The organism is Macrococcus sp. PK (assembly GCF_022501545.1).
GTDB lineage: Bacteria > Bacillota > Bacilli > Staphylococcales > Staphylococcaceae > Macrococcoides > Macrococcoides epidermidis.
The window spans coordinates 294,089-319,133 of record NZ_JAEPRF010000002.1; the positions used below are offsets into that span (position 1 = coordinate 294,089).

Consider the following 25,045-nt stretch of genomic DNA (forward strand, 5'->3'; position numbering starts at 1 on the left):
GAAATTTAACGAAGGTAGCCTGACATAAAATGTGCTTTGAACCTAAGTAGAAGTACACGTGTGAGAGCGTTAATCGAAATGAGTGCAGCGTAAGCTGAATTTAGGTGGTACCACGGTTATCCCGTCCTATTGTTATAGGACGGGATTTTTTTGCAGGAAATTTTGGAATATTAATATTGGAGGAATGACTATGGATACAAAATACAATCCACAACAAGTAGAGCAAGGACGTTACCAGGAATGGTTAGATAAAGGTTTATTTAAAGCGACAGAGGACGATCATAAGAAGCCATTTACTATAGTGATTCCGCCACCGAATGTTACTGGTAAATTGCATATTGGACATGCATGGGATACAACTTTACAAGATATTATTACGCGTATAAAACGCATGCAAGGTTTTAACACATTATACTTACCTGGGATGGATCATGCCGGTATTGCGACACAAGCCAAAGTTGAAGCGAAGTTACGTGTAGAAGGTATTTCACGTCATGATATTGGTCGTACAAAATTTTTAGAACATACGATGGATTGGAAAGAAGAATATGCAGGTTTTATTCGTGACCAATGGGCGAAACTTGGCTTAGGGCTAGATTATTCTCGTGAACGATTCACCCTAGATGAAGGATTAAGTGAAGCGGTTAAAGAAGTATTCGTTAAAATGTATGATAAAGGTTTAATTTACCGTGGCGAGCGTATTATTAACTGGGATCCAGCAGCGCGAACTGCATTAAGTGATATCGAAGTTATACATGAGGAAGTTGAAGGCGCATTCTATCATATTAAATATCCATATGCAGAAGGTGAAGGATTTATTGAAATTGCAACAACACGTCCTGAAACATTACTAGGTGATACTGCTGTTGTTGTACATCCAGAAGATGAACGATATAAAGATGTAATCGGTAAAACAGTTATCTTGCCAATCGTTGAACGTGAGTTACCTATTTTAGGTGATGATTATGTAGAGATGGATTTTGGTAGTGGTGCAATGAAAGTTACTCCAGCGCATGATCCAAATGACTTTGAAATCGGTAATCGTCATAATCTGGAACGCATCAATGTAATGAATGAAGACGGTACGATGAACGAATTAGCTGGTAAATATGCTGGTATGGACCGCTTTGAATGTCGTAAGGCGCTTGTGCAAGACTTACAGGATGCTGGTCTGATGATTAAAATTGAGAAACATATGCATCAGGTTGGTCATAGTGAAAGAAGCGGCGCGATTGTAGAACCTTATCTTTCAAAACAATGGTTCGTAAAAATGGCTCCTTTAGCAGAGCAATCATTAGATTTTCAAAAGACTGATGAAAAAATTGAATTTGTTCCGCCACGTTTTGAAGGCACATTTAATCGCTGGATGGAAGGTATCCATGATTGGTGTATATCACGTCAGTTATGGTGGGGACATCAAATTCCTGCATGGTATCACAATGAAACAGGAGAATTATACGTAGGTAAAGAAGCACCTATGGATAGTGAAAACTGGACACAGGATGAAGATGTTCTAGATACTTGGTTCTCAAGTGCACTATGGCCTTTCTCTACGCTTGGCTGGCCAAATGTGGATGCAGAAGATTTCAAACGTTTCTATCCGACAAATGTGCTTGTTACAGGATATGATATTATCTTCTTCTGGGTTGCTCGTATGATCTTCCAGGGGATTGAATTTACAGAGACGAAACCTTTTAATGAAGTATTGATTCATGGACTGGTGCGTGCCGAAGATGGCCGTAAAATGAGTAAATCATTAGGTAACGGTGTAGATCCGATGGATGTTATTGAACAATATGGTGCTGATAGCTTACGCTACTTCTTAGCAACGGGATCAACTCCTGGTCAGGATTTACGTTATTCTACAGAAAAGATTGAAGCAACATGGAACTTTATCAATAAAATATGGAATGCTTCTCGATTCAGTATTATGAACATCGGAGAAGATTTTAAAGCGAGCGATATTAAATTAGATGGAAAAAAATCACTTGCTGATGAATGGATTTTAACACGTCTAAATGAAACGATAGAAGAAGTAACACGTTTAGCAGATAAGTATGAATTTGGTGAAGTTGGTCGAGTACTATATAATTTCATCTGGGACGAATTCTGTGACTGGTATATTGAAATGAGTAAAATACCGATGAACGGTGAAGATGAAGAAGCAAAACAAATGACGCGTTCAATTTTAGCATATACGTTAGATTCAATTATGCGAATGATGCATCCGTTTATGCCTTTCGTTACAGAAAGCATCTGGCAGAACTTACCGGTTGAAGGTGATTCGATCGTTACAGCGAGCTGGCCGGAAGTGCGTCCTGAGCTTTCGAATATTGAAAGTAAGAAATCTATGGAACAGCTTATGGAAATCATTCGTGCCGTGAGAAATACACGTAATGAAGTGAATACGCCAATGAGTAAGCAGATTCCGATGATGATTAAGACGAATCATCGGGCAACGACTGAACGCCTTGAAACAGAAAGACCTTTTATCGAGCGTTTCTGTAATCCAAGTGAATTAACAATCAGTACTGAAGTTGATATGCCTGAAGAAGTGATAACTACAGCTGTAACAGGTGGATTGGTTATCTTACCATTAGAAGGTTTAATTGACATGGACAAAGAAATTGAACGATTAGAAAAAGAGTTAAAGAAATGGGCTTCAGAGTTAGACCGTGTAAATAAAAAGTTAAGTAATGAAAAGTTCGTATCTAAAGCACCTGAGAAAATAATAAATGAAGAAAAAGAAAAACAAGCACTTTATACAGAAAAATATGAAAGTGTTCAAGCACGATTAAATCAATTGAACAGGAAGTAATCATATGAATTATTTAGAGAGCTTATATTGGATCCATGAACGTTATAAATTTGGTATTAAGCCGGGCATTAAACGTATGGAATGGATGCTTGACCGATTAGATCATCCAGAGAGAAATATTAATGGGATTCATGTAGTAGGTACAAATGGTAAAGGTTCAACCGTAAGTTATTTAAAGAATGCATTAATTGAAAATAACTATTCGGTAGGAACTTTTACATCACCTTATATAGAAACTTTCAATGAACGTATCAGTCTTAATGGTTTGCCGATTACGAATGATGAAATTGTTGAACTGGTAAGTATCGTAAAACCGGTGAGTGAGATGCTTGACGCCGAAACTGATTTAGGAGTCGCTACGGAATTTGAAATCATAACGATGATGATGTTTGTGTATTTTGGTCAGGTTCATCCGGTTGATTTTGTAATCGTAGAAGCGGGTCTTGGCGCTAAGAATGACTCGACCAACGTGTTCATGCCTATCATGACCATCTTAACAAGTATCGGTTTGGATCATACTAATATTATCGGAGATTCTTATCTGGATATTGCGAAAGAAAAATCTGGTGTAATTAAGGCTGGCGTGCCTTTCGTCTATGCTGTCAAAAACGATGAAGCAAAGGCATATTTAAATTCAGTCGTCGAAGAAAAGCACGTAAAAGGTATAAAGCTGGATCGTGATATTCAATGTATTTCAAACGGTAAGGAATTTACGTTCAGATATAAAGACTATGAACTAGAAAATATCGAGCTGAAGATGATCGGTACGCATCAACAGGAAAATGCTTCACTTGCGATTGCGACATTATTAGAGATGTTTGATCGTGGAATGATTATGCTTAATTTCAATAAAATGATCGATGCGATTGAAAACACTACATGGACTGGTCGCATTGAGACTGTTCAGGAGAATCCAACGATTATTCTTGATGGAGCGCATAACAAAGAATCTATTGATGTATTAGTAGATACTATGAAAACATATTATCCTGATCGACGTATCGATGTGTTATTCTCAGCAATTGATGGGAAACCAATCGGCAAGATGCTAAAAGCTCTGGAATCAATTGCCGATACATTTTACGTGACAGCATTTGATTTCCCGAAAGCATTACCGGTTGATACAATATATGAGAATGTAGAGCATGAAAAGAAAGTTAAAATTAAAGACTATGCAGATTTTATTAAATCGTACGATGGAGACTTACTGCTTGTTACAGGAAGTTTATATTTTATCAGTGCGGTAAAAGATAAATTAAAAAAATAATCAATATATTTTTGACAAAGCGTCTATTTATAGATTCTTTGTTTTTTTATGCAGAAATTTCAGAAAATTAGGGAATGGTATTCTAAAGGAGGAATTTATATGGAAAAAAAGTTGAAAATGCCCCATACATATTTTTTATTACTATTGATTGTCTGTGTCGCTGCAGTACTGACATATATTATACCTGCAGGTGAATTTGATAGAAAAGTCGTAGATAAACAAAATATTGTCGTAAATGGGTCATATCATGAAGTGGCACAATCTCCAGCACAGCCAATCGAGATATTTAGAGCTGTTCCACAAGGATTGATTGAAGGCGCGGAAATTATTTTTTACATCTTTATCGTCGGAGGCGCATTTGGTGTTATTCATCGCACAGATGCTATTACAACAGGTGTTAATTCTTTGATGAACCGAATTGGAAAAAATGGTAAATGGTTGATTCCAATAACTATGATTATTTTTAGTATATTAGGATTTTCAATTGGGCTGAGTGAAGAAACGATAATTTTTGTACCGATAGGAATCGCACTTGCTACAGCGCTTGGTTATGATGCGATGGTGGGAGCAAGTATGATTGCACTTGGTGCAGGGATTGGATTCCTGGGAGGCATGATAAACCCTTTCACAGTAGGAATCGCACAGAAGATAGCAGAAGTAAAATTATTTTCTGGTTGGGGTTTTAGAACAGTAGTATATTTACTTGTCCTTATATCTGGGATTGCATATGTGATGTTATATGCAAGAAAAGTAAAAAATGATCCAGGAAAAAGTTTGTTAAATCATATTAATGTTGAAGCACGTAGTACAATGAGTGAGGATGTTTTAAATACTAAATTTGATTCATTTAGAAAGCGACATGCGATCATATTAATATTGCTGACAATAACGATTATTATTAATGTATATGGTATTTTTAAATATGAATGGTTCTTGTCACAAATGAGTGCAAACTTCTTATTGATGGGAATCGTTGCTGGCCTCATCGGAGGGTTAGGCTTAAACGGTACATTTGATGCATTACTTGAAGGGATGAAAGATATTTTATTCGGTGCAATTATCGTAGGATTTGCAAAAGCGATTGTCGTTGTTCTAACGTCAGGAAAAATAATCGATACCATCGTATTCTATATGACTGATTTTATTGATCATCTTCCGACAGCATTTTCAGTCATAGCGATGTTCATAACACAGTTAGTATTAAATTTCTTTATTCCTTCTGGATCAGGTCAAGCAATGACTACTATGCCAATTATGGTACCAATCAGTGATTTACTAGGGATTAACCGACAAGTTGCTGTACTTGCTTTCCAATATGGTGATGCAATCAGTAACAACATCATCCCGACATCTGCTTCTTTGATGGGATTACTTGCAGTAGCGGGTATTCCGTATTCAAAATGGTTAAAATTTGTCTGGAAGATTTCCTTGATTTGGGCTGTAATTTGTCTGTCAAGTTTAATTGTATATACTTATTTTTTCTAGTATTAATATTTGCTTCAAAATTAAAATTCTGTAATTATTTTCTGCAGAATATTGATTTTGAAGCTATTTATTTTATTATTCGTATAAATTTTAATGCAATTATTAAATTGCTGCATTTTTACAACAATTTATTTTTGTTTTATATTAGTCGTGACATTTATTAAAGGAGGAGAAGAAAGTGGATACAAGTTTTATATAATCATCTGGTTTATTTTAGGATCATGCATTGGTTCATTCATGCTTTGTCTGACATATGAAACGGATTGTATGTGTCGGAAATCAAGGTGTGACCAATGTCATCACAATCTTGCATGGATGGATTTAATACCGGTATATTCATTCTTATTGAATAGGGGTAGGTGCAGATATTGCAATTGTAAATTATCTAGTAAATATTTAATTTGCGAAATATTAACTGGTTTGGCGCTTGTTTATTTAAGTTTGAATCAGCAATTCAATATTGATTTATTAGCTACAATCGCAATCATGCTTATTCCATTATCAATATATGATACTGAACATTTAAAAATACCTAATATAATGCTAATTTTATTATTTATAACGCTAATGCTGATTAATCTAAAAGACATGTTAATCTATCAAATATATTTTTCCTATGAAGTCTTTCTATTTAAACTACTAATTTTTATACTACTTCATTTATTTTTCTTTCTCTCAAAGTGTATTGGTTATGGAGATATTAAATTATTTTCAATACTTCTTCTATTCTTGCCCATTCCATTTTTTATAGCGTTATTTTTTATAACATATTTAATAGGAGGTCTTAGTTGTATCATCTTTTTAAGTTATAAAACTGGGCTTAAAAAAGTACCACTTATCCCTTTTATAACGACATCATTTTTTGTAGTACTCCTATTATATGAACAAATCAAAATATTGTACTTTGGAGGATTTGTCTGATGATTGATATTCCATTAGATATCGATAAACCAAGAGAACGACTAATGATCTATGGTGCCGATAAGTTAACAAACCAGGAACTGTTATCATTGATTATCGGCACTGGTGTACGCGATGAATCTGTTTACCAAGTTTCAGAAAATTTATTGAATCAAGTAGATAATATTAAGGATTTGAGATATTTAACTTTGCAGGAACTGACACAAGTTAAAGGTATCGGTGACAAAAAAGCAGCAACAATGCTTGCAGTAATAGAACTGGCACAGCGTATGCATACACATTCTCTGGAACAGAGGATTAAGATTAACTCACCTCAATGTGTAGCAGATTTATTGATGGAACGCATGCGATATTTTACTCAGGAGCATTTTATAGTATTGATGTTAAATACAAAGAATTACGTCATACATGAGCATACAATCTTTATCGGATCATTAAATGCATCCATCGTTCATCCGCGTGAAATATTTCGAGAAGCCATTAAAAGAAGTGCGGCGAATATCATTGCAGTTCATAATCATCCATCAGGTTGTGCAGAACCGAGTTATGAAGATATTGAAGCGACACGAAGACTCGTAAGTGTCGGAGAACTCGTCGGCATTGATTTACTGGATCATATTATTATCGGAGATGGCACTTTTGTCAGTATTAAAGAAAGGGGACAATTATAATGGGTCTGGATATGTATATCTACTTAAAAGATAAATCTACTGAAGAAATGATTGAATTCTCTTATTTTAGAAAATTTAACGCGTTACACGGATACTTTGATATCAAATATAACCTGGATAATCCATGTAGTATTGAGATTGCAGAGGATGATCTGACGAATCTCATGTTTAAGGTCAATGCCATACGAATGAATGCTAATGTTGCACCTAAAGCTTTACCGGTGTATTACGGACCATTTTTTGGGAGTTATGACTATGGCTATATTTACTTTGAATATATCGATCAGCTATATAAAGATTTAAAGCGTTTGTTACAGGTTGACCGGAAGAAATATGATATATTCTATCAGGCAGATTATTAGATTTTGTAAATTTATTGTTAATTTTGTTCGTAAAGCGAAATTTATTTGTATGAACTATTGAAATTTTCAGAAGATTAATTTATGATTAAAACAACTAATAAAGAAAGGAGGAAAATACAATGAACAACGTTAGACGACAGTATGTTTATTTATCAACAATTTTATATTTTCCTCCTGCATACGAATCAAAAATAACGCTATAATCTTTTCGACGATATTAATATGGAAATGATTATGTATTTTTTTGATTGTCTGTGGGAGTTAATCCCACTCTAAAAATGTGCACATGCTCATCATTTGAGTATGTGTATTTTTTTATGAGTGAACAAGGAGTGTGACACATGTTAGATGTTTTATTTAAGTTAGGATGGTTTTTCAAGCAGGAAAAAAAGAGATATGTTTTTGCGGTAATCTTACTCCTTTGTGCGAATGTTACAGAGATTATTCCGCCTTGGCTAATTGGAAAAACGATTGATTACGTCAATTTAAAAACGTTAACACAAGATACTTTTAACTGGATATTAATCGTATTTACTGTAACGCTAGTGTTGAGTTATTTAATCAATTACTTATGGCGATATCTTTTGTTTAATGGTTCACAATTGCTAGAAAGTATTATGCGCAAGAAAATTATGGCAAAGTTTTTAACGATGAGTCCGAGTTTTTACGAAAAGAACAGAACCGGTGACCTCATGGCCAAGGCAACAAATGATTTGAGTGCGATTCGTCAAACAGTTGGTTTTGGTATTTTGACATTAATCGATAGTACAACATATATGGTAACAATTATTGCAATGATGGCTATTGCGATTTCTTGGAAATTAACGTTAGCAGCACTTATACCTTTACCATTTTTAGCATATATTGAACAACGTCTCGGGAAAATGATTCATGAACGATACACTGTGAGTCAGGATGCATTCGGTGATATGAATGACAGTGTATTGGAATCGATAGAAGGCGTCAGGGTAACACGCGCTTTTGCACAGGAAGAACATTTAGATATTCATTTTAAACATATGACGACTGATGTGGTTAACAAATTTATTCACGTAGAAAAATTAGATGCACTATTCAAACCGATTACGATAATTGTTACATCGTTAAGTTTTATGATAGGTCTCGGTTATGGGAGTTATCTTGTTAATCAAGGTGAAATTACAGTCGGTGATTTAATTGCCTTCAATGTTTATTTAAATATGCTTGTGTGGCCGATGTTTGCAATTGGATTATTATTTAATATTATGCAACGTGGTAATGCATCATTAGACCGTGTAATGGATACATTAAATACTGAAGATGTCATGGAAGATCCGATTGACGCTTCAATTCCAAAGGATCATCACGTTTCCTTTGATGCTGTAACTTTCCAGTATCCATCAAGTGAAGAAGAAAATTTAAAGGATATTGATATAGAGATAAAGGTAGGCGAAACATTAGGTATTGTTGGTCCAACGGGAAGTGGTAAGACGACTTTAATCAAGCAGATTTTAAAAGAATATCCGATGGGAGCAGGGAACATTTCTATTGGTAATTTAAGCGTGAAAGATTTATCCAAGTATGACGTTCGTAATAAGATAGGCTATGTTTCTCAGGAAAATATATTATTCTCAAGAACAGTAAAAGAAAATATTAAGTTTGGTAAGGAGGATGCGACTGACGCTGAAATTGCAGAAGCAATTCGTCTTGCAAACTTTACAAAAGATATTGAAAGATTGCCTCAAGGGTTAGAAACGCTCGTTGGAGAAAAAGGAATCGCTATTTCAGGTGGACAAAAACAGCGTATTTCTATAGCCCGTGCAATGATAAAAAATCCAGATATATTAATATTAGATGATTCATTAAGTGCTGTAGATGCAAAAACGGAGACAGCGATCATAGAAAATATTCAGGCTTCAAGAAGCGGAAAGACGACGATTATATCAACGCATCGACTTTCAGCTGTACAGCACGCAGATTTAATTGTGGTATTAGATCGCGGAAAAATTATCGAGCGTGGTACTCATGAAGCACTGATTGCGAATAATGGCTGGTACAAGTCGCAATTCGATCGTCAACAGTTGGGAGGTGTCTCTTAAATGTCGACTACTAAACGTTTATATTTAGAGGCCAAGAAAGAGAAAACTTTATTTTTCATAGGTTTTATCATATTATTCTTTGCTGTCATTATGGAGCTCATTGGTCCTGTCATCGGGATGTATATTATCGATCACCATATCAAGACGGCAACAGAAGGTATTATTAATATGCAGCCGATATTTTTATTGTTAGCAGTATATTTCATCATTGCAATTATCTATGCGATATTAAGTTACTATCAAACAATCTATTTCCAGACAGCCGGTTCAAATGTTATCAAACACTTACGTACAAATTTATTCAGTCATATACAGAAACTTCCGATTAAGTTTTTTGATAATTTACCAGCTGGAAAAGTTGTAGCACGTATCACAAATGACACACAGACAATATTAGAGTTGTTCACAGTGATGCTTCCAACATATATTGCTGGTATTACAAATATCGTCGGAATTATTGCAGTAATATTTTATTTTAACTTTAAAGTAGGATTGCTTGCGTTAATTGTAGTGCCATTATTATTTGGCTGGTTATTAATTTACCGTAAGATCAGCGATAAATATAATAATATCGTTCGTGAACGTAATAGTGATATGAATGCCATGTTAAATGAATCAATAAATGGTATGACGATCATTCAAGCATTTAATCAGGAAGAGAAGATTCAGCAGGAATTTAATCAGTTGAATGAAGAATATCTAAAGAATTATAGCAAGATTATTCAACTTGATTCTTTTACGAGTCATAACCTTATGGGTACGATTCGATCATTCGTCTTTTTAGTGATGATTTACATCTTCGGACAATCATTCTTAAGTGATGAAGCAACACTTACTGCTGGTATGATGTATATATTAGTTGATTATTTAACTCGTCTATTTAATCCAATGTTCAATATGGTTAATCAGCTTAGTGTTCTAGAGCAGGCACGTGTTTCAAGCAATCGTGTGTTTGAAATGATGGATGAAACAGCAGAAGAGCAGGAAGATAATATCATGACACATTGTACTGGCCATGTGAAATTTGAAGATGTATCATTCGGATATAAACCTGACGAACTTGTATTAAGAAATATTAATATTGATGCTTTACCTGGTGAGACGATTGGTCTCGTTGGTCATACCGGTTCAGGTAAAAGTTCAATTATGAATCTTCTCTTCAGATTTTATGATCCGACAACGGGTAGTATTACAATTGATGGTATTGATACAACGTCTGTTACTAAACAATCGATGCGTCAATTTATGGGTATTGTCTTGCAGGATCCGTATCTTTATTCTGGAACGATTCTTTCAAACATCACTTTAAATGATCCTAAAATTACTCGAGAGATGGCGATTGATGCACTGGAACGCGTGGGTGGATATAGAGTGTTACAGTCACTTGAAAATGGAATCGACACTGAAGTAGTAGAACGTGGCTCAACGCTATCGAGTGGTCAACGCCAGTTAATATCATTTGCAAGGGCACTGGCGTTCAATCCTAAAATATTAATATTAGATGAAGCGACTGCTAGTATTGATTCAGAAACAGAATCTGTCATTCAGCAAGCAATGGATGTGTTAAAAGAAGGCCGAACAACATTTATTATTGCACACCGATTATCTACCATTAAACATGCTGATGAAATTATTGTTCTGGATAAAGGGAAAATCATCGAACGTGGTACACATGATATATTAGTCGAAAAAGGCGATGTTTATGCTAAAATGTATGCATTGCAATCCGGTGTGAAATAATCGAGGTGTAAGTATGTATAACATTATTCCGATGCATCGAACTGCTGCCGAAGAAATAAGCAGGTGGGATTTTGGCAAAGGTTATGAATTTTATAACATAGAAGAAGATCCATATGTTATAGAAACATTTTTGAATGGTCATTATTATATTGTCTATAAAAATGATGAAATATTTGGTTTCTTCTGTGATGGTGAAAGTGCGAGAATCAATGAAACATATCCTATAGATGATGATATCTTAGATGTTGGATTCGCATTAAATCCGAAATGGATCGGTAAAAAAATGGGTGAACTGCTATTAAATATTATGTTTCAGTATTATCATGGACTTTATGACGTTCATATATTTCGGTTAACGGTAGCTTCATTCAATGTAAGAGGTATTAAACTATATGAAAGAATAGGATTTTACGAAGTAAATACGTTTTACGAAACGATTGATAATGAAGCTATTAAATTTATTGTAATGTGCTATAATCAATCCCAGGACTGATGAATCTTTTTCTAAATAACGTTAAAATTGTATCAGAAAGTAGGGGATACAATGTTTAAGTTAATCAGAAGACTTATTAAATTAAGTCTACTTGTAGTTATAGGCGTTATGATATATTTTATCTTTGTTACTAATCCATTTAATGGTGAGGCAAATCAAACAATAAATGAACCAGTTCAAAATGCATCGACGTATACTTTAGAAGATAATGTGCTGTTTAGAAATATTCCGTTATCTCAGGTGAAGAATGCATTTAATTTTATGGATAAGCAGGAATTTATGGATGTGTCCGGATTAACTCGAATGGGTTATAATGATGAATACTTGATTGGTCAGCGTGGCAGTGACTTTATCATGTATCGATTTGGTGAAAATAAAGTATCTGTATTTCAATCAGAAAATGATTTATATCATGCTCTAAGTGAACGTCAGCAATCTATTGATATGAAAGATAAAAGTTTTTATTAAAGGTTAGAAATTCTAAAGGGGTTTGGAGATAATATTTATTTCCGGACCTTTATTTTGTTTTTCTAATAATTTTGTTTATAATAAATACGGTATATGTAGTAACATCAATCATTTTGACTGGATGGAGTTGTTTTTTTGTTTTATTTTAATAAACCAATCCGCATCATATTTTTAGCTATTATTTGTCTCCTATTATCATCATGTAATCAACAATATAGTTTTAAGTCACATTACAGTACTCCGATTATAAAACCGCTAAATCAAGTTTCGCTCTTGCCGTATATAATGAGTAAAATGACTTTAGAACAAAAGATTGCCCAGCAATTTATTTTAGGTTTTCACGGCACGACATATAATAATGTATTGGAAGAATATAATCAGCTGAATATTGGAGGTGTGATTTTATTTGCCCAAAATATCCAGTCAGCTGAACAAACAAGACTGCTTAATCAAACAATTTACGACCAAAGTAAAGGTGTTCCAATGTTTATAGCGGTGGATCAGGAGGGTGGACGTGTGAATCGTTTCCCAACGGGTATTCAGAATATTGAACCTGCATTTCAAATTCGTAGCAGTGGTGATCCGCGCGTTGCATATGACAAAGGTGAATACATTGGAAGACAATTAAATGCATTAGGATTTAATGTAGACTTTGCACCATCTTTAGATATTTGGAGTAATCCCGCAAATAAAGTAATCGGGGATCGTAGTTTTGGTACGACTTATCAGGACGTCATAAAGTATGGCATACCTTTTAATAGAGGCATTAATGATCAGGATGTCATTACAAGTGCGAAACACTTTCCTGGGCATGGCGATACTTTTACTGATAGTCATGAATCTTTACCGGTAAGTCATTTGTCAGAGGAACGTTTATTTGATAGTGAGTTACAACCATTTAAATCAGCGATTAAGGATGATATCGATATGATTATGGTCAGCCACATATTATTCCCATCAATTGATGCAAACGCCCCAAGTTCAATGAGTAAAGCTATGGTTACAGACATACTCAAACAAAAATTAGGTTATAAAGGTGTCATAGTTACCGACGATCTGGCTATGGGTGCTGTTGTTAAAAATTACTCTCGAGAGCAGGCGCTAATGAATGCAATAAATGCCGGGGAAACATGTTTATTGATTGGTTCAGATATTGGTGATATTCGCTACCAGATAGAATTTATTAAATCACAAGTGAAATCGGGTAAGATAGATGAGAAAATTATTGATGAAAATGTTCAAAAAATACTCAAGTTAAAGCGAAAATATGGTATCGTATAATATATTAAAGTCATTTTAATGAGGTGTTAAGTTTGCCCAATTTTTATAAGAGAAATAAATTAGTTTTCTTTCTTTTTGGACTCATCATATTTATGGTTCTGGTTGGATTTTCACTGAGAGAAAGAGAAACGACGACAGTTGAATCTTTTGTAGGTGACACAACTGCCATCGGTCAAAGAATCGTGTCATATCCTGCAATGTTTGTTACAGGTAATTTCGGTAATCTCATTAATATGTGGGATGCAAATGAAGAAAACAAAAAGTTGAAAGAAAAGATAAAAGGTTTTGCTCAAGTTGAAGCTGATAATTATCGTCTAGAAAAAGAAAATCAGGAACTAAGACAAGCTTTAAAAACAGACAGTATTTCAGAATATGATCCGGTGATTTCTACGATAATCGCTAGAAATCAGGATCAATGGATGAATACTTTTATCGTCAATAAAGGTAAATCATCTGGCATACGTGAAAATATGGCTGTGCTTACAACTGAAGGCTTAGTAGGACGTATCAAGAAAGTTAACAGTTATTCTTCACAAGTAGAATTAATCACTTCTAGTATAAAATCTAGTAAGATTAGTGTTACATTGCAACAAGAAGGTCAAGATATATTTGGTATGATTGATCATTTTGATGAAAGTAAGAATTTACTTGTCTTATCTGATATAAATAATAATGTGAAAGTTAAACTTGGAACAAAAGTAGTTACAAGTGGACTTGGCGGTCAATTCCCTAAAGGCATCTTAATTGGAGAAGTAAAGAAAGTTGAAAATGATGAATTTGGATTGAGTCAAATTGCATATGTCGAAACGCAAGCTGATATTAATGAACTCACACAAGTTTATGTTGCTAAAAAAAGTCCTAAAGTGATTTTATTAGAAGGAAGTGGCGAGTAATGCAGCTTGTGATTATGCCGCTTATTGCGCTCGTGTTGTTTTACATTGATTCATTAATCAACTCAATTTGGCCGGTCACTATTTTTAATGTTGATTATTATTTTAAATCACATTTATTATTTATGTATTTGTTGATAATAACGGTGTATAAAAATCCGAAAGTGGCATTGATACTAGGTGTGTTATTTGGAATCATTTCTGATATTTATTTTGGCACAATCTATGGTATATATCTATTCGGTTTTATCATTGCTATACTTCTTATGGATCAATTATTTAAAGTCTTCTACAAAGATTTAAAGATGATGATTGTATTGTTCTTGGGATTTATCTTTCTTTTTGAAAACTTTTATTACATTGTCTTTGCAATTCTTGGAATCGCACATATCAATTATTTTTTATTTTTGTGGACACATGTTTTACCGTCGTTACTTATCAACTTCATTTTAATACTCGTCGTTTTTCCATTTATCCTGAAATTACTTGATAAGTATATGAAATAATGATTGACGTCGCATTTTTAAAATGATAATATATTGAAGTTGAGTAGTTTCAAAAGCTACATACAACCGCACAACTTTAGGTTTCAAGTGAGCAATCCACCTGAAGATGGCGTGACTTAAATAAAATAGGAGGTGCAAGTATGTTTGCAATTATTGAAACTGGTGGAAAACAATTAAAAGTTGAGCAAGGTCAAGAAATCTGGGTTGAGAAATTAGACGCAGAAGCTGGTTCAACATTCACGTTTGATCAAGTATTAATGGTTGGTGGAGATTCAGTTAAAGTAGGTTCACCTGTAGTTGAAGGTGCTACTGTTACAGCGAAAGTTGAAAAACACGGTCGCGGTAAAAAAATCACTGTATTCAAATACAAACCAAAGAAAAACTACAAACGTAAACAAGGTCATCGTCAACCTTACACTAAATTAGTTATCGAAGCGATTAACGCGTAATGATTAACGTTACTATCTTAGTAAATGATGAAGGTCAAGTGACTGAGTTTACTATGGAAGGACATGCAGATAGTGCACCACACGGACAAGATCTTGTTTGTGCAGGCGCTTCAGCAATCGTCTTTGGTAGTATGAATGCAGTGATTGGTTTGACAGATGAACGACCGGACATTGATTATGCGGATGATGGTGGTTACTTTACTGCAAGGGTCGTTGACCTGAACAATAAAGAAGCACAGCTCATTATTCAATCAATGCTCGTGTCATTACAGACGATTGAAGCTGAATACGGACAATATATTAAACTAAACTATAAGTGAGGTGTAACTCATGTTAAAATTAAACTTACAATTCTTCGCATCGAAAAAAGGGGTAGGTTCTACACGTAACGGACGTGACTCTGAATCAAAACGTTTAGGTGCTAAACGTGCTGATGGTCAATTCGTAACTGGTGGTTCAATTTTATATCGTCAACGCGGTACTAAAATTTATCCAGGTGAAAACGTTGGACGTGGTGGCGATGATACTTTATTCGCTAAAATCGACGGCGTTGTTAAATTCGAACGTTTCGGACGCGACAAAAAGAAAGTTTCAGTATACGCTGAAGCAAAATAATTAGATGATAAGGGACTGAGACATAACCATGTCTCAGTTCTTTTTTCATTTGTTTACCTCAGTCGTACAATTATTTAATCCATGATATAATATGAGCAGGTGATTTAATGCATAATGTTGAAACTTATATGAAAACTAAACATGATTTAGCGAACCAATTGCAGTTGTTAGATGCTTATTTTACATTAGGTCAACGAGATAAAGCTGAGCGTTTATCCAAAAACATCGTTGCACAGTTTAGAGATGAACAACAATTCCTAAAATTAAATTGTCCCAAATCCATACAGTATTACGTTGATACTATATTAGATGAACGTTTATTTGAATGGGCGTTTGAAATTGAGCTTCTAACCAGTGCAATTGGCAATTATGATGAAATATTAAAAGCGTTTATTCAGACCTGTATTATGGATTACAAAAATAGAGTCGATACTAAATCATTGGTTACAATGAGTTTATTTGAAACTGATGATGAGATTGAATGTATTTTCGCATTAACAGGCAATATTAAAGACACGTCAAATGTATTATTAAGTTGTACAATCGCAAATGACGAAATTATTGAATACAAATTAGAAATTAGAAAATAAGAGGTGTTTATATGTTTATAGATCAGGTCAAGATTAATTTAAAAGCAGGTGACGGTGGTAACGGTATCGTTGCATATCGTCGTGAAAAGTATGTACCGTTAGGTGGTCCTGCCGGGGGAGATGGCGGTAAAGGCGCTTCTATTATATTCCAGGTAGATGAAGGGTTACGTACATTATTAGATTTCCGTTTCCAACGTATGTTCAAAGCTGAAAAAGGTGAGAACGGTCAGACGAGCAACATGCATGGAAGAGGAGCAAAAGATTTAATACTAAAAGTACCACCCGGCACGATTGTTAAAAACGCTGAAACCGGAGAGATTATTGCAGATTTAGTGTTACATGAACAAAGTGCGGTAGTCGCTAAAGGTGGACGCGGTGGACGTGGTAATTCACGTTTCGCATCAGCAAGTAACCCTGCACCAGATTTCTGTGAAAATGGCGAACCAGGTGAAGAATTAGAAGTTTCTTTAGAACTTAAATTATTAGCCGACGTTGGTTTAGTTGGTTATCCAAGTGTTGGAAAATCTACATTACTTTCAATTGTTTCAAAAGCGAAGCCAAAGATTGGTGCTTATCATTTTACGACAATTAAACCTAATTTAGGTGTTGTACAAACAAAAGATAATCGTAGTTTTGTAATGGCTGATTTACCCGGTCTAATAGAAGGTGCTTCTGAAGGTGTTGGTTTAGGACATCAATTCTTAAAACACGTTGAACGTACACGCGTTATTATTCATATTATTGATATGGGACGTACTGATGGAAGAGATCCTTATGAAGACTACGTTACTATCAATAAAGAGTTAGAAAACTATAATAAAAAATTAGCGCGACGCCCACAAATTGTCGTTGCAAACAAGATGGATATGCCAAATGCGGATGAATATTTAGCAGAATTCAAAGAAAAAATTGGTGATGAAGTTGAAATTATTGAATTAAGCGCAGCAACCTACCAAAACATAGATACGTTATTATATCGAGCAGCAGACTTATTAGATGAAACGAAAGATGTCGATTATGACATTGATGAAGAAGATACTGCGGTGCACCGTGTAATGTATAAACATGAAAAATCTGCAGATCACTTTGAAATTACACGTGCAGATGATGGTGCTTATGTTGTGAGTGGTAACTCAATCGAACGTTTATTCAAGATGACAGACTTCACGCGTGATGCATCTGTACGTCGTTTCGCTCGCCAAATGCGCACGATGGGTATCGATGATGCATTGCGCGAACGTGGCTGTAAAAATGGAGACATCGTTCGAATTATGCGCGGTGAGTTTGAATTTGTAGAGTAGCAGGTGAAGATATGACGGATCAAAATAAAAAGTTTTATTTAATTCGCGAAGATGTATTGCCTGAATCAGTAAAGAAAACATTATTAATTAAAGATTTACTCGATAAAAATCCAAAGCTATCAATATTTGATGCAGTTAAAACATACGATTTATCCAGAAGTGCTTTTTATAAATATAAAGATACGATTTTTCCGGTAGATGAAAAAACACGTGAACGTAACATTACAATGATGGTCCAGGTTGATGATAAAGTTGGTTTGTTAAGTCGTATATTAGAATTTATCGCAAGTGAGAATGGTTCGGTGTTAACAATTCATCAGACGATTCCAATTAAAGATAAAGCGACGATTACAATTTCATTAAATGCTACGAATATGGATTTAACGATTAATGAACTGATTGAAAAGATAGAAACACTTGATTATGTTAATCAAGTGCTGTTACTTGGTATGAGTTTATAGGAGGGTACGATGTACGCTTATTTAGAAGGTCAATTAAATGAGATTTTACCGACACATCTAGTTGTTGGAGTCAACGGTATTGGATACGAATGTCATGTACCAAATCCATACCGCTTTCAAAAATATATCAATAAAAATTTTAAATTATTTACGCAGCTGATTGTGCGTGAAGATGCACATACACTATATGGTTTCGATTCAATGGAAGAAAAACAATTATTTTTATCTTTAAATAAAGTGACGGGTATAGGTCCAAAGTCTGCTTTAGCCATATTAGCATCAAGCTCACCAAAGGAAATTAAAAATGCGATTGAAAGTGAAAATGATAGTTATTTAATTAAGTTTCCTGGCATCGGTAAGAAGACAGCACGACAAATGATACTTGATTTAAAAGGTAAGCTGATTATTACGGATGAAACAGAAGTATTTAAGGAAATAACTGAACAGAAGACCGAAGTCATTGATGAAGCATTACTGGCGCTAGAAGCATTAGGTTATACGAAACGTGAACTTCAAAAAGTCGAAAAAGTGTTAAAACAAGAACAGCTAGCAACTGTTGATGAAAATGTCAAACGTGCCTTTCAAATGCTTGTCTCATAAAGGAGTTGAAATGATTGGATGACAGAATTATAGATGATACACTTTTAAACTCAGAGGAACTGCAAGATGAATTAAGTTTGCGTCCGACAAAACTTTCTCAGTATATAGGGCAGGAAAAGATAAAACATAATCTGGATGTATTTATTCAGGCAGCAAAATTGCGTAACGAATCCCTAGACCATGTGCTGTTATATGGTCCACCCGGCTTAGGTAAGACAACGCTTGCTACAATAGTGGCAAATGAACTTGATGTCAATATCAGGACGACTTCAGGACCGTCAATAGAGCGTCCCGGGGATTTAGCAGCAATTCTTTCAAGTTTAAATGCAGGTGATGTGCTTTTTATCGATGAAATTCATCGTTTAAGTCGCGTAGTTGAAGAAGTATTATATCCTGCTATGGAAGACTTTATGTTAGACATCGTAGTAGGTAAAGGTGAAGAGGCAAGAAGTATACGTATCGAATTACCACCATTCACTTTGATTGGTGCGACAACGCGTGCCGGAAGTCTTTCAGCACCTTTACGTGACCGTTTCGGAGTCCATTTAAGACTCGATTACTATTCTATTGATGATTTGTCTCAAGTTGTCAGTCGTACAGCTGATGTGTTTGATGTGGCAATTGATAATGCATCAGTTACAGAACTGGCCATGCGTAGTCGTGGGACACCACGTATCGCTAATCGTTTGTTACGTCGTGTACGTGATTTTGCACAAGTTAAGAATGATGGTCATATTGATTTTAATATTACATCAAATGCCTTGAATTTATTACAGGTTGATGCGTATGGATTAGATCATATCGATCATAAAATATTAATGGCTATCATTGAGCGTTATAACGGTGGCCCGGTTGGTCTCGATACGATAGCAGTGTCCATCGGTGAAGAACGCATGACGCTTGAAGATGTTTATGAACCTTATTTAATACAAAAAGGGTTTTTAGAACGAACACAACGTGGGCGTGTAGCCACACCACTTGCTTATGAACATTTTAATATTCCGTTTGATAATGAAAAGAGGAAATAAAGTTGGATGTAAATGAATTTGATTTTGAATTACCAGAAAGATTAATTGCACAAACGCCTTTGCTTGATCGTACAGCAAGTCGATTACTTGCTTTAAACAAATTAACTGGAGAGATCACGCATACACATTTTAAATCAATAATTGATTATTTAAATGAAGGTGATACGCTTGTTCTTAATGATACGAAAGTTATGCCGGCACGTCTTTTTGGTGTTAAAAGTGATACAGGTGCAAAAATAGAAATGTTGATGCTTACTGAACATGATAATGGCTGGGAAGTTTTGATTAAACCCGCAAAGCGCGTTCAAATCGGAACGGAAGTATCTTTTGGGGATGGTAAGATTATAGCGACATGTGTCGATATGCTTGAGCAGGGCGGTCGTATCATGCAGCTAAAGTATAATGGTATTTTACAGGAACGACTAGATGAATTAGGTTTAATGCCACTACCACCTTATATAAAGGAAACACTTGATGATCAGGATCGTTATCAAACAGTGTATGCAAAAGCTGTTGGCTCTGCTGCAGCACCTACGGCTGGTCTTCACTTTACAAAAGAATTATTAGCAGCAATAGAAGAAAAAGGCGTTAACATTGCTTATATCACATTGCATGTCGGTCTAGGTACGTTCAGACCAGTAAGTGTTGATTCGATTGAAGATCATGATATGCACAGTGAATACTACGAGATGACTACAGAAACTGCACAATTGTTAAATCGTACAAAAGCGAGTGGCAAACGCATTATCTCTGTAGGTACTACTTCAACACGAACACTAGAGACAATTGCAGATGAAAATGGTCACTTTGAAGCACAAAGTGGATGGACAGATATCTTCATCTATCCTGGTTATAAATTTAAGGCGATAGATGCAATGGTAACAAACTTCCATCTGCCTAAATCAACACTTGTAATGTTAGTATCAAGTTTAGCAACAAGAGAAATTATATTAGATGCATATCATGAAGCTGTTAAAGAAGAATATCGCTTCTTTAGTTTCGGAGATGCAATGTTTATTTATTAAAAGGAGAACATTTATGCCAGCAGTAACTTATGAACATATAAAAACTTGTAAACAATCTGGAGCGCGACTAGGTATTGTCCATACACCACATGGTTCTTTTGAAACACCGATGTTTATGCCAGTTGGAACGCAAGCAACAGTAAAAACGATGAGTCCGGAAGAATTAAAAGCAATGAACGCTAAAATTATTCTAAGTAATACATACCACTTATGGCTTCGACCAGGGAGTGATATCATTCGCGAAGCGGGTGGATTACACAAATTTATGAACTGGGATAGACCTATCTTAACAGATAGCGGTGGCTTTCAAGTATTTAGTTTAAGCGATATGCGTAAGATTGAAGAAGAAGGTGTACATTTCAGACACCATTTAAATGGTTCTAAATTATTCTTAAGTCCTGAAAAAGCAATGCATATTCAAAATGATTTAGGATCAGATATAATGATGGCATTTGATGAATGTCCGCCGATGCCTGCTACGTATGAGTATGTAAAAGCGAGTATCGAAAGAACTAGTCGTTGGGCTGAACGCTGTTTAGAAGCGCATCAAAGACCAAATGATCAGGCATTATTCGGTATTATTCAGGGTGGAGAATATGAGGATTTACGTACACAATCTGCTAAAGATTTAGTTTCATTAGATTTTCCGGGATACGCGATAGGTGGTTTATCTGTAGGAGAACCTAAACCAATCATGTATAGAATGTTAGAGCATACGACTCCACTCATGCCATTTGATAAACCACGTTATTTAATGGGCGTTGGATCTCCTGATGCACTCATTGAAGGTGCAATTCGTGGTATTGATATGTTTGACTGTGTTTTACCAACACGTATTGCACGTAATGGCACATGTATGACAAGCAAAGGACGTGTTGTCGTAAAGAATGCGAAATACGAACGTGATTATACGCCACTTGATGAAAATTGTGATTGTTACACTTGCAAAAATTATACGAAAGCATATATTCGTCACTTAATTAAAGCTGATGAGACTTTTGGAATTCGCTTAACGACAATCCATAATTTACATTTCTTATTGAATATGATGGAACAGGTAAGAGAAGCAATTCGTAATGACCGTCTACTTGATTTCAAGGAAGAATTCTTTGAAGCATACGGTTTAAATGTTGAAAATCCAAAAAACTTCTAGGAGGACTATTATGACACCAGAAATGCAGGCAATTATCGTACAAATATTGCCATTAATCGTATTATTATTTGTGGCATATTTTTTAATGATCAGACCACAGCAAAAAAGAACGAAAGAACAACAGGAACTGCTTAGAAACTTAAAAAGAGGCGACAAAGTTGCAACGATTGGTGGGCTACAAGGAACTGTGAAATCAGTTGATGCAAACTTTGTAACGATCATTGTCAATAACAAAGGTACAGAAATGACTTTTGATAAGATGGCAATCAAAAAAGCTAAGTAAAAGTATTGTGTATAATAATTAATAAAAATTTATATTCAAATAGATAAATCTTAATAAATTAAATATTTTTAATTGTTTATCAAATTTTACACATCTTTAATATCGTTTTAAGTTGAGATTATGTTATTATTTATTAAATTGGTAAAATGTGTTTTTAAATTTGAGTTTTGAGGTGGAACTGTGAAAAAACGTAGCAGATTAATAGCATTACTGTTATTAACAATACTTTTGTTTAGCTCAATGGGTGTAACAGTAAAAGGTATTATGGAGAAAGTAAATCTGGGATTAGATTTACAAGGTGGTTTTGAAGTACTTTATAAAGTAGATAAACTAGATAAAAACGACAAAATCGATAGTGAAGTCGTTAAAGCGACGAGTAAGACACTTGAATCGCGTGTCAATGTTTTAGGGGTATCAGAACCAAAAATTCAGATAGAAAATAATGACAGAATTCGTGTTCAGCTTGCTGGTGTTAAAAATCAAAATGAAGCAAGAGAGATTTTATCTACAAGTGCGAACCTTACGATTCGTGACGCTAATGATAAATTACTTCTTTCAGGTAAAGATTTAGTACAAGGTGGTGCTAAACAAGCATTTGATCAAAATAGTAATGCACCTGTTGTTACCTTAAAATTAAAATCAGCGAAAAAATTTGCTGATGTTACACGTAAGATTTCAAAACAGAACCCAAATATAATGGTTATCTGGATGGACTTTGAAGAAGGTAAAGATAGCTATAAAAAAGAAGCTAAGCGTGAACAGGCTGGAAAAGAACCGAAATATGTGAGTGCTGCCGGCGTATCACAGGAAATCAATTCGCAAAATGTTGAGATTTCAGGTGGATTCCAGGGTGAAGAAGGATTAATACGTGCAAAACAAATTGCTGACTTATTAAACTCAGGTTCACTACCAGTTAAACTTACAGAAGTTTATTCAACTTCTGTTGGTGCTCAGTTTGGTCAAGATGCGTTACATGATACAATGTTAGCATCTGCAGTCGGAGTAGGATTAATTTTCTTATTTATGATTTTTTATTACCGTCTACCAGGTATATTAGCTGTCATCTCTTTATCTGCTTATATTTGGTTAACGATGATAGCATTTAATATGATCCATGGTGTACTAACGTTACCGGGTATTGCAGCGTTAGTGTTAGGTGTAGGTATGGCTGTTGATGCCAATATCATCATGTATGAACGTATTAAAGATGAATTGAAGATTGGGCGTAGCGTAAAACAGGCATTTAAAAAAGGATCTAGTTCATCATTTTTAACGATACTCGATGCCAACTTAACGACAGTACTTGCTGCTTTAGTATTATTCTTCTTAGGAACAAGTAGTGTTAAAGGTTTTGCGACAATGCTGTTACTAGGTATCTTAATGATCTTTATTACACAAGTATTCTTTACACGTTTATTATTGAGTCTTGCTGTAAATTCAGGATTCTTTGATAAGAAATTTAGTTTCTTCGGAGTAAACAGTAAACAGCGTCATCACCTATCAGAAGGCATCGATGTACACGATCTGAAGACACGCTGGGATCGTATTGATTTTGTAAAACTTGCGAAACCATTGCTTACTGCATCATTAGCATCTATTATTATAGGAAGTATTATCATTGCTATAATGGGATTAAATTTAGGCATCGACTTTAAATCAGGATCTCGTGTGGATGTGAAGAGCGATCAGGTGATAAAAGTTGATGATGTGAAAACATCATTGAAATCATTAGATTTAGAAACTGATAATATTATTGTCAATTCTGATACAAATAAAACAGCAGTTATTCAATTTAAAGATCCGCTGACTAAAAATCAAATTAGAGATTTAAAATCTGATTTTGATAAGAAATTCGGACATGAACCGAATGTAAATACTGTTTCAAGTGAAATTGGTAAAGAATTAGCAAAAAATGCGATTAAATCTGTAATCATTGCATCTATCGGTATCATCATCTATGTAACATTCCGATTTGAATGGAGAATGGGATTAACATCAGTACTTTCTTTATTACATGATGCATTTTTAATTATAGCTTTCTTCAGTATCTTCAGATTCGAAGTGGATGTAACCTTTATCGCAGCGATACTGACAATTATCGGTTATTCAATCAACGATACAATCGTTACATTTGACCGTGTACGTGAGAACCTGCATAAAATGAAAGTGATTACACGTCCTGAACAGATTGATGAGATTGTTAATAGTTCTATTCGACAAACATTAACGCGATCAATCAACACTGTTCTAACTGTAATTATCGTAGTTTTTGCACTGATGTTGCTTGGAGCATCTAGTATCTTTAACTTCTCGCTTGCATTACTTGTCGGGTTAATTTCCGGGGTATTCAGTTCAATCTTTATTGCTGTTCCACTTTGGGGTATTTTGAAAAAACGTCAACTTAAAGCAAACGGCGGACGTTTGACGGTATATGAGGAAAAGAAAGCAAATGATGAAAAGATATATGTTTAAATAAAAAAAGAAAAATCATGTCTATACATGATTTTTCTTTTTTTTGTATAAATTTCACAAATTACATTAAAATTTTATTATGATGAAT

25 protein-coding genes and 2 other annotated features (1 of these 27 only partly in view) are annotated in these 25,045 nt (G+C 34.7%); all 25 genes read left to right on the top strand.

Translation table 11 applies throughout. The features are described from left to right. Window positions 1-132: a binding site (T-box leader), on the top strand (it extends 72 nt beyond the left edge of the window). Between the two features lie 52 nt (window positions 133-184). The 25 genes from JJJ02_RS01815 (at window position 185) to secDF (ending at window position 24,957) form a co-directional block, all read left to right on the top strand. Then, window positions 185-2,818 carry a valine--tRNA ligase gene (locus JJJ02_RS01815; RefSeq protein WP_240837070.1) on the top strand — a complete coding sequence of 878 codons (2,634 nt, stop codon included), beginning with the start codon at window positions 185-187 and terminating at the stop codon, window positions 2,816-2,818. A gap of 4 nt (window positions 2,819-2,822) precedes the next feature. Then, window positions 2,823-4,085, top strand: a complete 1,263-nt coding sequence (locus JJJ02_RS01820) for a bifunctional folylpolyglutamate synthase/dihydrofolate synthase (protein ID WP_111715321.1) — start codon at window positions 2,823-2,825, stop codon at window positions 4,083-4,085. A 99-nt stretch (window positions 4,086-4,184) separates the two neighbouring features. Further along, entirely contained in the window at window positions 4,185-5,570 is a 1,386-nt protein-coding gene (locus JJJ02_RS01825; RefSeq protein WP_111715319.1) for a YfcC family protein, read from the top strand. A 93-nt stretch (window positions 5,571-5,663) separates the two neighbouring features. Then, window positions 5,664-6,491, top strand: coding sequence for a prepilin peptidase (locus tag JJJ02_RS13405; RefSeq protein ID WP_372486728.1), 828 nt, complete (start codon window positions 5,664-5,666; stop codon window positions 6,489-6,491). Further along, complete coding sequence (gene radC, locus JJJ02_RS01830) at window positions 6,491-7,162, top strand: RadC family protein (protein ID WP_111715316.1); 672 nt, start codon at window positions 6,491-6,493, stop codon at window positions 7,160-7,162. The genes JJJ02_RS13405 and radC overlap by 1 nt, the downstream gene beginning before the upstream one ends. Then, window positions 7,162-7,524: a hypothetical protein gene (locus JJJ02_RS01835; RefSeq protein WP_099580074.1), complete on the top strand. Its 363-nt coding sequence runs from the start codon at window positions 7,162-7,164 to the stop codon at window positions 7,522-7,524. The genes radC and JJJ02_RS01835 overlap by 1 nt, the downstream gene beginning before the upstream one ends. A gap of 341 nt (window positions 7,525-7,865) precedes the next feature. After that, complete coding sequence (locus JJJ02_RS01840; RefSeq protein ID WP_111715314.1) at window positions 7,866-9,602, top strand: ABC transporter ATP-binding protein; 1,737 nt, start codon at window positions 7,866-7,868, stop codon at window positions 9,600-9,602. Beyond that, on the top strand, window positions 9,603-11,342 hold the full coding sequence (locus tag JJJ02_RS01845) for an ABC transporter ATP-binding protein (RefSeq protein ID WP_239242828.1): 1,740 nt from the start codon (window positions 9,603-9,605) through the stop codon (window positions 11,340-11,342). A 13-nt stretch (window positions 11,343-11,355) separates the two neighbouring features. After that, window positions 11,356-11,835, top strand: a complete 480-nt coding sequence (locus tag JJJ02_RS01850; RefSeq protein WP_239242827.1) for a GNAT family N-acetyltransferase — start codon at window positions 11,356-11,358, stop codon at window positions 11,833-11,835. Window positions 11,836-11,886: 51 nt separating this feature from the next. Continuing rightward, window positions 11,887-12,303 (top strand): DUF4930 family protein, encoded by a 417-nt coding sequence (locus JJJ02_RS01855; protein WP_239242826.1) that lies wholly within the window; start codon window positions 11,887-11,889, stop codon window positions 12,301-12,303. 285 nt (window positions 12,304-12,588) lie between these two features. Beyond that, entirely contained in the window at window positions 12,589-13,584 is a 996-nt protein-coding gene (locus JJJ02_RS01860; protein ID WP_240837071.1) for a glycoside hydrolase family 3 protein, read from the top strand. A gap of 23 nt (window positions 13,585-13,607) precedes the next feature. Then, window positions 13,608-14,477, top strand: coding sequence for a rod shape-determining protein MreC (mreC, locus tag JJJ02_RS01865; RefSeq protein WP_240837072.1), 870 nt, complete (start codon window positions 13,608-13,610; stop codon window positions 14,475-14,477). Beyond that, window positions 14,477-14,980, top strand: coding sequence for a rod shape-determining protein MreD (gene mreD / locus JJJ02_RS01870; protein ID WP_239242823.1), 504 nt, complete (start codon window positions 14,477-14,479; stop codon window positions 14,978-14,980). Before mreC ends, mreD begins: the two co-directional genes overlap by 1 nt. 54 nt (window positions 14,981-15,034) lie before the next feature. Continuing rightward, window positions 15,035-15,107: a sequence feature (ribosomal protein L21 leader region), on the top strand. Between the two features lie 13 nt (window positions 15,108-15,120). Next, complete coding sequence (gene rplU / locus JJJ02_RS01875; protein WP_096076258.1) at window positions 15,121-15,429, top strand: 50S ribosomal protein L21; 309 nt, start codon at window positions 15,121-15,123, stop codon at window positions 15,427-15,429. Next, window positions 15,429-15,749 (top strand): ribosomal-processing cysteine protease Prp, encoded by a 321-nt coding sequence (locus tag JJJ02_RS01880; RefSeq protein ID WP_099580090.1) that lies wholly within the window; start codon window positions 15,429-15,431, stop codon window positions 15,747-15,749. Before rplU ends, JJJ02_RS01880 begins: the two co-directional genes overlap by 1 nt. Before the next feature lie 10 nt (window positions 15,750-15,759). Continuing rightward, entirely contained in the window at window positions 15,760-16,044 is a 285-nt protein-coding gene (rpmA, locus tag JJJ02_RS01885) for a 50S ribosomal protein L27 (protein ID WP_096076260.1), read from the top strand. A 128-nt stretch (window positions 16,045-16,172) separates the two neighbouring features. Continuing rightward, the gene (locus JJJ02_RS01890) at window positions 16,173-16,634 is read left to right on the top strand and encodes a Spo0B domain-containing protein (RefSeq protein ID WP_240837073.1); all 462 of its coding nucleotides are present in this window, start codon (window positions 16,173-16,175) and stop codon (window positions 16,632-16,634) included. 11 nt (window positions 16,635-16,645) lie between these two features. Then, window positions 16,646-17,935, top strand: a complete 1,290-nt coding sequence (gene obgE / locus JJJ02_RS01895; RefSeq protein WP_239242821.1) for a GTPase ObgE — start codon at window positions 16,646-16,648, stop codon at window positions 17,933-17,935. 11 nt (window positions 17,936-17,946) lie between these two features. After that, window positions 17,947-18,396: an ACT domain-containing protein gene (locus JJJ02_RS01900; RefSeq protein ID WP_239242820.1), complete on the top strand. Its 450-nt coding sequence runs from the start codon at window positions 17,947-17,949 to the stop codon at window positions 18,394-18,396. 9 nt (window positions 18,397-18,405) lie between these two features. Then, the gene (ruvA, locus tag JJJ02_RS01905) at window positions 18,406-18,996 is read left to right on the top strand and encodes a Holliday junction branch migration protein RuvA (RefSeq protein WP_239242819.1); all 591 of its coding nucleotides are present in this window, start codon (window positions 18,406-18,408) and stop codon (window positions 18,994-18,996) included. A 14-nt stretch (window positions 18,997-19,010) separates the two neighbouring features. Further along, window positions 19,011-20,024: a Holliday junction branch migration DNA helicase RuvB gene (gene ruvB, locus JJJ02_RS01910; RefSeq protein WP_111715297.1), complete on the top strand. Its 1,014-nt coding sequence runs from the start codon at window positions 19,011-19,013 to the stop codon at window positions 20,022-20,024. A gap of 2 nt (window positions 20,025-20,026) precedes the next feature. Then, window positions 20,027-21,049 (top strand): tRNA preQ1(34) S-adenosylmethionine ribosyltransferase-isomerase QueA, encoded by a 1,023-nt coding sequence (gene queA, locus JJJ02_RS01915; RefSeq protein ID WP_240837074.1) that lies wholly within the window; start codon window positions 20,027-20,029, stop codon window positions 21,047-21,049. Between the two features lie 13 nt (window positions 21,050-21,062). Then, window positions 21,063-22,202, top strand: a complete 1,140-nt coding sequence (gene tgt, locus JJJ02_RS01920; protein WP_096076267.1) for a tRNA guanosine(34) transglycosylase Tgt — start codon at window positions 21,063-21,065, stop codon at window positions 22,200-22,202. A gap of 10 nt (window positions 22,203-22,212) precedes the next feature. Next, a complete protein-coding gene (gene yajC, locus JJJ02_RS01925; RefSeq protein ID WP_372486727.1) occupies window positions 22,213-22,485 on the top strand; it encodes a preprotein translocase subunit YajC in 273 nt (90 codons plus the stop codon). Between the two features lie 180 nt (window positions 22,486-22,665). Further along, the gene (secDF, locus tag JJJ02_RS01930; protein WP_240837075.1) at window positions 22,666-24,957 is read left to right on the top strand and encodes a protein translocase subunit SecDF; all 2,292 of its coding nucleotides are present in this window, start codon (window positions 22,666-22,668) and stop codon (window positions 24,955-24,957) included. Window positions 24,958-25,045 lie beyond the last annotated feature (88 nt).

Excerpts from the sequence above, each read along its gene's own strand:
- JJJ02_RS01815 (WP_240837070.1), top strand. The coding sequence starts at position 185 with ATGACTATGGATACAAAATACAATCCACAACAAGTAGAGCAAGGACGT.
- JJJ02_RS01820 (WP_111715321.1), top strand. The coding sequence starts at position 2,823 with ATGAATTATTTAGAGAGCTTATATTGGATCCATGAACGTTATAAATTT.
- JJJ02_RS01825 (WP_111715319.1), top strand. The coding sequence starts at position 4,185 with ATGGAAAAAAAGTTGAAAATGCCCCATACATATTTTTTATTACTATTG.
- JJJ02_RS13405 (WP_372486728.1), top strand. The coding sequence starts at position 5,664 with ATGCAATTATTAAATTGCTGCATTTTTACAACAATTTATTTTTGTTTT.
- radC (WP_111715316.1), top strand. The coding sequence starts at position 6,491 with ATGATTGATATTCCATTAGATATCGATAAACCAAGAGAACGACTAATG.
- JJJ02_RS01835 (WP_099580074.1), top strand. The coding sequence starts at position 7,162 with ATGGGTCTGGATATGTATATCTACTTAAAAGATAAATCTACTGAAGAA.
- JJJ02_RS01840 (WP_111715314.1), top strand. The coding sequence starts at position 7,866 with ATGTTAGATGTTTTATTTAAGTTAGGATGGTTTTTCAAGCAGGAAAAA.
- JJJ02_RS01845 (WP_239242828.1), top strand. The coding sequence starts at position 9,603 with ATGTCGACTACTAAACGTTTATATTTAGAGGCCAAGAAAGAGAAAACT.
- JJJ02_RS01850 (WP_239242827.1), top strand. The coding sequence starts at position 11,356 with ATGTATAACATTATTCCGATGCATCGAACTGCTGCCGAAGAAATAAGC.
- JJJ02_RS01855 (WP_239242826.1), top strand. The coding sequence starts at position 11,887 with ATGTTTAAGTTAATCAGAAGACTTATTAAATTAAGTCTACTTGTAGTT.
- JJJ02_RS01860 (WP_240837071.1), top strand. The coding sequence starts at position 12,589 with ATGAGTAAAATGACTTTAGAACAAAAGATTGCCCAGCAATTTATTTTA.
- mreD (WP_239242823.1), top strand. The coding sequence starts at position 14,477 with ATGCAGCTTGTGATTATGCCGCTTATTGCGCTCGTGTTGTTTTACATT.
- rplU (WP_096076258.1), top strand. The coding sequence starts at position 15,121 with ATGTTTGCAATTATTGAAACTGGTGGAAAACAATTAAAAGTTGAGCAA.
- JJJ02_RS01880 (WP_099580090.1), top strand. The coding sequence starts at position 15,429 with ATGATTAACGTTACTATCTTAGTAAATGATGAAGGTCAAGTGACTGAG.
- rpmA (WP_096076260.1), top strand. The coding sequence starts at position 15,760 with ATGTTAAAATTAAACTTACAATTCTTCGCATCGAAAAAAGGGGTAGGT.
- JJJ02_RS01890 (WP_240837073.1), top strand. The coding sequence starts at position 16,173 with ATGAAAACTAAACATGATTTAGCGAACCAATTGCAGTTGTTAGATGCT.
- obgE (WP_239242821.1), top strand. The coding sequence starts at position 16,646 with ATGTTTATAGATCAGGTCAAGATTAATTTAAAAGCAGGTGACGGTGGT.
- JJJ02_RS01900 (WP_239242820.1), top strand. The coding sequence starts at position 17,947 with ATGACGGATCAAAATAAAAAGTTTTATTTAATTCGCGAAGATGTATTG.
- ruvA (WP_239242819.1), top strand. The coding sequence starts at position 18,406 with ATGTACGCTTATTTAGAAGGTCAATTAAATGAGATTTTACCGACACAT.
- tgt (WP_096076267.1), top strand. The coding sequence starts at position 21,063 with ATGCCAGCAGTAACTTATGAACATATAAAAACTTGTAAACAATCTGGA.
- yajC (WP_372486727.1), top strand. The coding sequence starts at position 22,213 with ATGACACCAGAAATGCAGGCAATTATCGTACAAATATTGCCATTAATC.